Origin of the sequence: Pseudomonas sp. 18058, assembly GCF_902706155.1 — a bacterium.
GTDB classification, from domain to species: domain Bacteria; phylum Pseudomonadota; class Gammaproteobacteria; order Pseudomonadales; family Pseudomonadaceae; genus Aquipseudomonas; species Aquipseudomonas rustica.
The window spans coordinates 1-8,969 of the sequence record NZ_CACSJY010000099.1 but is presented as its reverse complement, the minus strand read 5'-3'; the positions used below and the strand labels follow the sequence as shown (position 1 = coordinate 8,969).

The following is an 8,969-nucleotide window of genomic DNA, read 5'->3' as shown; positions in this document are numbered from 1 at the left end:
TTACCCAGATTTCACAGCCATCCATAAAGCCAATGTGGGAGCGGGCTTGCTCGCGAAGGCTGTGGGTCAGCCAATGATGGGTTAACTGACAGTCCGCCTTCGCGAGCAAGCTCGCTCCCACAGGACTCGTGGTTTACCCAGATTTCACAGCCATCCATAAAGCCAATGTGGGAGCGGGCTTGCTCGCGAAGGCTGTGGGTCAGCCAATGATGGGTTAACTGACAGTCCGCCTTCGCGAGCAAGCTCGCTCCCACAGGACTTGGGGTTTACCCAGATTTCACAGCCATCCATAAAGCCAATGTGGGAGCGAGCTTGCTCGCGAAGGCGTCGTGTCAGTCAATTGTGTTTTAGCTGACCCGACGCTTTCGCGAGCAGGCTCGCTCCCACAGGACTCGGGGTTTACCCAGATTTCACAGTCATCCATAAAGCCAAAGTTGGAGCGAGCTTGCTCGCGAATGCTGTGGGTCAGCCAATGATGGGTTAACTGACAGTTCGCCTTCGCGAGCAAGCTCGCTCCCACAGGACTCGGGGTTTACCCAGATTTCACAGCCATCCATAAAGCCAATGTGGGAGCGGGCTTGCTCGCGAAGGCGTCGTGTCAGTCAATTGTCTTTTAGCTGACCCGACGCCTTCGCGAGCAAGCTCGCTCCCACAGGACTCGTGGTTTATCCAGATATCACAGCCATCCATAAAGCCAATATGGGAGCGAGCCTGCTCGCGAATGCTGTGGGTCAGCCAATGATGGGTTAACTGACAGTCCGCCTTCGCGAGCAGGCTCGCTCCCACTGGGTTTTGCAGGGTTTGAAAAAACCACTGTAAGGTTTAGAGGGCGACGTTGTTCTGGTTCAGGCGTTCGCGCAAAAACTCGACCAACGCCTGCACCGGGCGCGAGGCCTGACGATGCTGCGGGTACACCGCCGACAACGTCAGCGGCTCCGGACGCAGATCATCCAGCACCGGCACCAAGCGCCCGTCCTTCAACGCCGCGCCAACAATAAACGTCGGCAAATACGTGATCCCCATTCCCTGCACCGCCGCATCCCTCAGCAACTCGCCGTTGTTCACGCGCATGCGCCCGGTGACATTGACCAACATCGGCTTACCCTGCCCCGCATTAAACCGCCATTGCACCGAACGCCCATGGCCATAAGGCAGGCAATCGTGGTTGAGCAATTCTTCCGGTTTCAACGGCGTCCCGCGTTCAGCCAGGTAAGCCGGGCTGGCGCAATACACACGTTCGATCGACGCGATGCGCCGGGCGATCAACGTTGAGTCTTCCAGCACACCAATGCGCAGCGCCAGGTCATAACCCTCGCCCAGCAAATCAACCGGCCGATCACTCAGATCCACCTCCACCGTGACCTCGCGATAGCGCTGCAAAAACATCGGCAGCAGACAACCCAGATGCGCGACGGCAAACGACAGCGGCGCGCTCACGCGAATCGTCCCACGCGGCTCGGCGGTCTGCCCGGCGATGCCCTGCTCGACCTGTTCGACTTCGCCCAACAGGCGCAAGGCCGATTCGTAGTAGCTCTGGCCCAGCGGGGTGACGTCGAGGCGTCGGGTCGAGCGGTTCAACAACCGCACGCCGAGGCGCTCCTCCAACTGCATCAAACGCCGGCTGACGAACTGCTTGGACAGCCCCAGTTGATCAGCCGCGGCGGTGAAGCTGCCAGAGTCCATGACCTGGCAAAAAATACGCATGTCTTCGAACGGGTTCATTGTCACTCTCTGGTGGACAGTTAAACGCTTTATAGCCGCTTTTTCACTTTCGAGCAGCTCATTAATCTGTGCTCACGGTTTGAAAACAACCCTGAACACGTAGGAGCTGCCGCAGGCTGCGATCTTTTGATCTTGATCTGCGGTGACGCGGGTAAAAGGCAAAAACAGGATCAAAAGATCGCAGCCTGCGGCAGCTCCTACATCACACATTCGAAAATGGAATTGAACATGAACATTAAACAGACCCTCGCCGCTTCCCTCCTCGCCCTGTCCATCGGCAACGCATTCGCCGCCGAGACCTCCGGTGTCGAACACAACACCCAAGCGTTCCTCAACGCCCTCGCCGCTGGCGGTGGCAAACCCCTTGAGCAACTCAGCCCGAAAGACGCCCGTGCGGTACTGACCGGTGCGCAGGCTTCGGTGAAAGTCGACTTGTCCGGTGTTGAAGTCAGCGACAAAGCAATCAAGGTCGATGGCCAGACGATCAACCTGAAAGTGGTGCGTCCGGCCAAGGTCAAAGGCGAGTTGCCGGTGTTCATGTTCTTCCACGGTGGCGGCTGGGTACTCGGCGATTACCCGACGCACCAACGCTTGATTCGTGACCTGGTGGTGGGCTCGGGCGCTGTCGCGGTGTACGTCGACTACACGCCGTCGCCGGAAGCGCAGTACCCGACCGCGATCAACCAGGCTTACGCCGCGACGAAATGGGTGGCTGAGCACGGCAAGGACATCGGTGTCGACGGCAAGCGTCTGGCGGTGGCCGGCAACAGCGTCGGCGGCAACATGGCGGCGGTTGTGGCGTTGATGGCCAAGGAACAGAAAACCCCGGCACTGCGCTTCCAGCTGTTGATGTGGCCGGTGACCAACGCGCAGTTTGACGACGGTTCGTACCAGCAATTTGCCGAGGGCCATTTCCTCACCAAAGGCATGATGCAGTGGTTCTGGGACAACTACACCACCAACCCCGCCGAGCGTGCGCAGATCCATGCTTCGCCGCTGAACGCCAGCGCCGAACAGCTCAAAGGCTTGCCTGCTGCACTGGTGCAGACCGCCGAATTCGACGTGTTGCGTGACGAAGGTGAAGGCTATGCGCGGCACCTCGATGCGGCCGGCGTGGCGGTGACCTCGGTGCGTTACAACGGGATGATCCATGACTTTGGTTTGCTCAACCCGCTGAGCCAGATTCCTGAGGTGAAGGCAGCGGTGCGTCAGGCGGCGGCTGAGTTGAAGACTCATCTGAATCCTTAAAAACAAAAGATCGCAGCCTGCGGCAGCTCCTACATTGCAATGCAATTTTCTGTAGGAGCTGCCGCAGGCTGCGATCTTTTTACTGGCAAGCACCGCGGAGCTTCGGTCATGACATTCTTCTACACCCACCTGCTGTCCCTCAGCGCCGCCCTGCTGCTGCTCGACGCGGTGCTCTGGCACTTCACGCCGTTCACCCATCGTGCGCCAAGAGTGGCTGTGCGGCTGGCGCTGTTTCTGGCCTTCTCCGCACTGGTGATCAATGCCGGTGTCAGCCCGCTGCAAGCCCCGCTGTTCGCCGATGACCGCGTCGCGCAACTGGGTGCAACGGCGTTGGGGATTCTCTGGTGGTTGTACGCCGCGCGAGTTTTGACGGAAGTGATCGGCCTCGCGCTGATGCGTCGCATCGGTCACAGCGGTCGTTTGCTGCAAGACGTGATCGGCGCACTGGTGTTTCTCGTGGCCATCGTTGCCGCCGCCGGTTACGTGCTGGAACTGCCGGTCAAAGGCTTGCTGGCGACCTCCGGCGTCGTCGCTATCGTCGTCGGTCTGGCGCTGCAAAGTACCTTGGCCGATGTGTTTTCCGGGATCGTCCTCAACACCACCAAGCCTTATCAGGTCGATGATCTGGTGATGATCGACGGCGTCGAAGGCAAGGTCTTCGACATCGACTGGCGTGCCACGCATCTGCTGACCAGCGCCGGCACCATGGCCGTAGTGCCCAACTCGGTGGCGGCGAAGGCGAAGATCGTCAACCTCAGCCGCCCGAACAACATGCACGGCGTGTCGATCAGCATTCAGGTGCCCAATCACATTCGTCCGCGCCGGGTGCTCGATGCACTGGATCGTACGCTGCAAGGCAGCAGCTCGCTGTTGCTGAGTCCGGCGCCAAAAGCCGTGCTGAAAGAGGCCGGCGAAACCATGTCGGAATACGTCGCCAGCGGTTTCATTGCCGAGTTGGGCAAGAAAGGCGAAGTGCGCAATCAACTGTTCGACCTCGCCCACCGGCATCTCGAAGCAGCAGGGATTTCTCGGCATCCGGACGGCGTGATCGAACCGTCGAGCCGCGCACGTGCGTTGCTTGATGAAGTGAAAATCTTCCGCTCGCTGAGCAGTGATGAGCGTGATCGTCTGGCGGAATCGATGGTCGCTCAGCAGTACACAGCAGGCCAGGTGGTGCTGGGGCTGGATGAAGTGCCGGACAGTCTGTTCGTGATTGCCACGGGCGTGGTCAGTGCGACGGTGCCGGATGGTAATGAGCAGACTGAAGCCGGGCGCATGGGGCCGAGTGAGGTCATGGGCGAGCAGAGTATTCTGGCTGATACGCCGTCGCAGGCTACGTTTACCGCGCTGACGTCGAGCATCATTTATCGTCTCGACAAGAACCTCACTCGTCAGTGCATGGAACAGCGCACGGAGGTGGGTCGGGCGTTGAATAAATTGCAGGCGGTACGTCAACAGAACAGTCGCCTCGCGTTGATGGCTAAACCGGTGGCGGTGCGGAAAGGCGGGTTTTTGGGATGGTTGCAGAAGCGTTGAGGCGTAGATTTTTAAGATCAAGAGCCTACCCCCTCACCCCAGCCCTCTCCCCCAAGGGGGCGAGGGGGAAAGGGAGCCGATCTTCAAGCTTTTCAAAATTGAAGTTCGACTCGGTATTGCAGGTCGGCGTACCTCGCAAGAACCCCTCGGTCAGTCCCCTCTCCCTCCGGGAGAGGGGAAAGGGAGCCGATCTTCAAGCTTTTCAAAATTGAAGTTCGGCTCGCTATTGCAGGTCGGCGTACCTCGCAAGAACCCCTCGGTCAGTCCCCTCGCCCTCCGGGAGAGGGTTAGGGTGAGGGGCTCTTCCAGCTCACACCAAATTACTTGGCGGTGAACTTGGTATAGCTGTTAATCAAGTTGCGATAGTTCGGCAAACGCTCCGACAGCAAATGCGCCAGACCTTCCATATCGTTGCGCCAATCCCCCTGCAGCTCGCACGCCACCGAGAACCAGTTCAACAGGTGGGCACCCGCCGCCGACATCCGCGCCCACGCCGCTTGCTGCACGGTGGTGTTGAAGGTGCCCGACGAGTCAGTCACCACAAACACTTCGTACCCTTCAGCAATGGCCGACAGCGTCGGGAACGCCACGCAAACATCAGTCACCACACCAGCGATGATCAGTTGTTTACGACCGGTCGCCTTGATCGCTTTGACGAAATCTTCGTTGTCCCACGCATTGATCTGCCCCGGACGCTGAATGAACGGCGCATCCGGAAACTGCTCGCGCAGTTCAGGCACGATCGGGCCGTTCGGGCCGGCGTCGAAACTGGTGGTGAGGATGGTCGGCAGTTTGAAGAACTTGGCGATGTCGCCCAGCGCCAGCACGTTGTTCTTGAATTCGTTCGGGGTGAAATCCTGTACCAGCGAGATCAGGCCGGTCTGGTGATCGACCAGCAGTACAACCGCATCATCTTTGTTCAGACGTGTGTAAGGAACGCTCATGGGAAAACTCCTGAGGGACGGATGGATGAAGCGTGAAGCGCCGACCGGTCGGCCGGCGCTTTGGGGGAGAATCAGAAAGCGAAGCAGGAGCAGCCGAACGCGCCCCAGAACCCGGCGAAGTCGCTGACCGGCGCGTTCGACATCCGCGCCTTTTCATGGCTGTGGGTATGCACTGCACACGGCCCGCTGCACTGGTGAACCTGCGCCTGTAACGGCGAGTTCGGCCGCCAGTGGCCCGGCACTTTCACCACCGGCGACCAGTCCGGCAGCACTGGAATCGAGCGCGGGCCGAGGTCTTCAAAGTCGCCAGCGGCGTAAACAATCTTGCCGCCGACCACGGTCAGTACCGACTCGATCCACTTGATCGCTTCTTCCTCGACATGGAAAAAGTCCGCACTCAGCGCCGCCAGATCCGCCAGTTGCCCGACCTTGATCTGGCCTTTCTTGCCCTGCTCCGAGGAGAACCAGGCGCTGCCATGGGTGAACAGTTCCAGCGCGGTGGTACGCGGCAGACCTTCTTCGTACAGCGCCAGCCCGCCGACGGTGCGGCCGCTGACCATCCAGTACAGCGACGTCCACGGGTTGTAGCTGGAAACCCGCGTCGCATCGGTACCCGCGCCAACCGGCACACCTTCGGCAAGCATGCGTTTGATCGGCGGGGTCGCTTCGGCGGCTTGCTTGCCATAACGGTCGACGAAATATTCGCCCTGAAACGCCATGCGATCCTGAATCGCAATGCCGCCGCCCAGCGCTTTCACCCGCTCGATGTTCTGCGGGGTGATGGTTTCGGCGTGGTCGAAGAACCATGGCAAACCGTTGAAAGGAATGTCGCGATTGACCTTCTCGAACACGTCGAGCATGCGGCTGATCGATTCGTTGTACGTCGCGTGCAAACGGAACGGCCAGCGCTGTTCAACCAGGTGGCGCACCACCGGTTCCAACTCTTCTTCCATGGTCTGCGGCAGATCCGGGCGCGGTTCGAGGAAGTCTTCGAAGTCCGCTGCGGAGAACACCAGCATCTCGCCGGCGCCGTTGTGGCGCAGGTAGTCGTCGCCCTGATGCAACTTGACGCTGCCAGTCCAGTTCTGGAAATCGCTCAGTTCTTCTTTCGGTTTCTGGGTGAACAGGTTGTAGGCGATGCGCACGGTCAACTGGTCGTCTTTGGCCAGTTGCTCGATGACTTGATAATCGTCCGGGTAGTTCTGGAAACCACCGCCAGCATCGATCGCGCTGGTCAGGCCGAGGCGATTGAGTTCGCGCATGAACTGGCGGGTCGAATTGACCTGATATTCCAGTGGCAGCTTCGGCCCTTTGGCCAGCGTCGAATAGAGAATCATCGCGTTCGGCCGCGCGACCAGCATGCCGGTCGGGTTGCCGTTGGCATCGCGAACGATCTCGCCACCCGGCGGGTTCGGCGTGTCGCGGGTGTAACCGGCGACACGCAGCGCGGCACGGTTGAGCAGCGCGCGGTCGTACAAATGCAGGATGAACACCGGGGTGTCCGGCGCGGCCTGGTTGATTTCTTCAAGGGTCGGCATGCGTTTTTCGGCGAACTGGAATTCGTTCCAGCCACCGACCACGCGCACCCATTGCGGGGTCGGCGTGCGGTCAGCCTGATCCTTGAGCATGCGCAGCGCATCGGCCAGCGACGGCACGCCTTCCCAGCGCAGTTCGAGGTTGTAGTTCAAACCGCCACGGATCAGGTGCAAGTGCGAGTCGTTGAGTCCGGGGATCACGCAGCGGCCGTGCATATCGACCACTTGCGTGTTCGGCCCGCGCAGGGCCATGGCCTGGTTGTCGTTGCCGACGACCACGAAACGGCCATCGGTAATCGCCACGGCACTGGCCAGCGGTTTGGTGCGGTCTACGGTATGAAATTGGCCATTGAACAGAATCAGATCGGCGCTCATCGCAGTTCCTCAAGCAAAGTAAAAAGAAGCAAACCCCGCGCGCTCAGCGTGGCGAGGTTTCTTGGGAATCGAGGTGTTCATGGGCCTGACTGGCTTCGAGCCACGGCGCGAACAAGCGCGTGACGCGCGGCATGAACACGTACACCACCGACACGACGATGGTCAGAGTGATCAGGAACGTGGCGACCACGTAGTTGGAAAGCAGCGGATGCAATCTGAGCAGCGGCCCCCAGATCAGCGGCACCAGCAAGGTGTGCGGCAGAATCACCAGCAGCGTGATCACTGCTTGTTTCCAGCGCGGCGGTGGCGAAGCGGCTTCGGCCAGCGGCGAGAACCAGAACTCGTTGACCGGCGCGACTTCGGTCTGGTCGCCATCGGCAAGCATCGGCGCAGCTTCATCGACCAGCGCCTGACGCTGCGGCGATTCCAGCCACGATTGCATCGCGTCGGTGGAGCAAAAGCGCAGCACGCAGGTGTAGAAATCGAGGCCGGCACGTTTACCGCGCACCACATCAACCCCCAAGTGCCCTTCCCGCTGCCCCGCGACCCGCACGATATTGCGCAGCCAGGCTTCATACGCCGCCTCAAACCCGGCCTTGACCCGGTGCTTGACGATCAGCGTCACGGTCTCATCAGACCCCGGTGCTTTTGGACTCAGGACTTCAGGCATAACGCAGCACTCCGGGCAAACGGACATTGAGCGCCAGCCGTCCCGGCCCGGCGATAAACACAGTGGCAAACAGGATCAACAGCAACCAGCCGAACTGCCCCTCGGCCACACTCCATTGCGGATGCACGACCAACAACGCCACCAGCAGAACAAAGAGAATAGGCACGCAGGCCAATCGCGCCAGTACCCCGGCGACGATCAGTAGCGGACAGACGACTTCGGCGAAGATCGCCAGCATCAGGGTGAGGTGCGAACCGAGGTGGAACGGATCTTCGATCAGCTGCAATTGCGCGCTGAAATCCAGCAGCTTGGGCAAGCCGTGTACCCACAGCAAAAACAACCCGCCGCTGACCCGCAGAAACAGCAAACCGACGTCGCGCGCCCGTTCATCGCGTTGCAAAGCGTTCATGACCCCATCCTGGAAACTTCATCGACCTGAATAATGCCGATGCCGGGAAGGGAAAAATTGAACAGATGTGCTCAGTTCACCGGCGTGCCGGGATATTCAGCACACCGCAAAACCCTGTGGGAGCGGGCTTGCTCGCGAAGGCGTCGGGCCAGTCGATTGATCGTTCCCACGCTCTGCGTGGGAATGCAACCCGGGACGCTCCGCGTCCCTTCCAAGGCCGAACGCGGAGCGTCCGTTGAGGCATTCCCACGCAGAGCGTGGGAACGATCATGTTCAGGCAGGTGGATTGAAGTTATCCAGCACCCGATTCACCGCGAGCTCGCCGAGCATGATCAACTGCGCAATTCCCAACAACGCCCGGCGCTGCGCTGCGGGCAAAAGGTGGGCGACGTCTTGGGCAATGGTTTTGGCCGAGGCGAGGGTTTCGCTGGCGTCGGTCAGTAGATCTTCGTTTTTGGTGTCGGCGGTGACGGCGTACATCCCACGGGTTTTACGTGGTGGGGGCGTGGAACCGGGTGGGCAAAGGTCTG

The 8,969-nt window shown here is 60.1% G+C and carries 8 protein-coding genes; 2 read left to right on the top strand and 6 right to left on the bottom strand.

Features of this window, described 5'->3' with window-relative positions; all coding sequences use genetic code 11:
* Positions 1-822: 822 nt before the first annotated feature.
* Positions 823-1,722, bottom strand: coding sequence for a LysR family transcriptional regulator (locus tag GVL50_RS27915; protein WP_159815779.1), 900 nt, complete (start codon positions 1,720-1,722; stop codon positions 823-825).
* Positions 1,723-1,950: 228 nt separating this feature from the next.
* Between GVL50_RS27915 and GVL50_RS27910 the strand changes: the two genes are divergently transcribed.
* Both GVL50_RS27910 and GVL50_RS27905 read left to right on the top strand, forming a co-directional pair.
* Positions 1,951-2,970, top strand: a complete 1,020-nt coding sequence (locus GVL50_RS27910; RefSeq protein WP_159815778.1) for an alpha/beta hydrolase — start codon at positions 1,951-1,953, stop codon at positions 2,968-2,970.
* Between the two features lie 108 nt (positions 2,971-3,078).
* Positions 3,079-4,506 carry a mechanosensitive ion channel family protein gene (locus GVL50_RS27905; protein WP_159815777.1) on the top strand — a complete coding sequence of 476 codons (1,428 nt, stop codon included), beginning with the start codon at positions 3,079-3,081 and terminating at the stop codon, positions 4,504-4,506.
* Positions 4,507-4,826: 320 nt separating this feature from the next.
* On the opposite strand, the gene ycaC is transcribed toward GVL50_RS27905, so the two are convergent.
* The 5 genes from ycaC to GVL50_RS27880 form a co-directional block, all read right to left on the bottom strand.
* On the bottom strand, positions 4,827-5,450 hold the full coding sequence (gene ycaC, locus GVL50_RS27900; RefSeq protein WP_007913541.1) for an isochorismate family cysteine hydrolase YcaC: 624 nt from the start codon (positions 5,448-5,450) through the stop codon (positions 4,827-4,829).
* Between the two features lie 71 nt (positions 5,451-5,521).
* A complete protein-coding gene (locus GVL50_RS27895) occupies positions 5,522-7,360 on the bottom strand; it encodes an amidohydrolase (protein WP_159815776.1) in 1,839 nt (612 codons plus the stop codon).
* Positions 7,361-7,403: 43 nt separating this feature from the next.
* Positions 7,404-8,030, bottom strand: a complete 627-nt coding sequence (locus GVL50_RS27890) for an antibiotic biosynthesis monooxygenase (protein ID WP_053119045.1) — start codon at positions 8,028-8,030, stop codon at positions 7,404-7,406.
* Complete coding sequence (locus GVL50_RS27885) at positions 8,023-8,439, bottom strand: DoxX family protein (RefSeq protein WP_159815775.1); 417 nt, start codon at positions 8,437-8,439, stop codon at positions 8,023-8,025. The genes GVL50_RS27890 and GVL50_RS27885 overlap by 8 nt, the downstream gene beginning before the upstream one ends.
* Positions 8,440-8,712: 273 nt before the next feature.
* A partial coding sequence (locus tag GVL50_RS27880) for a DUF6124 family protein (RefSeq protein WP_159815774.1) occupies positions 8,713-8,969 on the bottom strand: 257 nt, incomplete at its 5' end.

Coding starts and splice junctions, on each gene's coding strand:
- ycaC (WP_007913541.1), bottom strand. CDS start 5,450: ATGAGCGTTCCTTACACACGTCTGAACAAAGATGATGCGGTTGTACTG.
- GVL50_RS27910 (WP_159815778.1), top strand. CDS start 1,951: ATGAACATTAAACAGACCCTCGCCGCTTCCCTCCTCGCCCTGTCCATC.
- GVL50_RS27915 (WP_159815779.1), bottom strand. CDS start 1,722: ATGAACCCGTTCGAAGACATGCGTATTTTTTGCCAGGTCATGGACTCT.
- GVL50_RS27905 (WP_159815777.1), top strand. CDS start 3,079: ATGACATTCTTCTACACCCACCTGCTGTCCCTCAGCGCCGCCCTGCTG.
- GVL50_RS27895 (WP_159815776.1), bottom strand. CDS start 7,360: ATGAGCGCCGATCTGATTCTGTTCAATGGCCAATTTCATACCGTAGAC.
- GVL50_RS27885 (WP_159815775.1), bottom strand. CDS start 8,439: ATGAACGCTTTGCAACGCGATGAACGGGCGCGCGACGTCGGTTTGCTG.
- GVL50_RS27890 (WP_053119045.1), bottom strand. CDS start 8,030: ATGCCTGAAGTCCTGAGTCCAAAAGCACCGGGGTCTGATGAGACCGTG.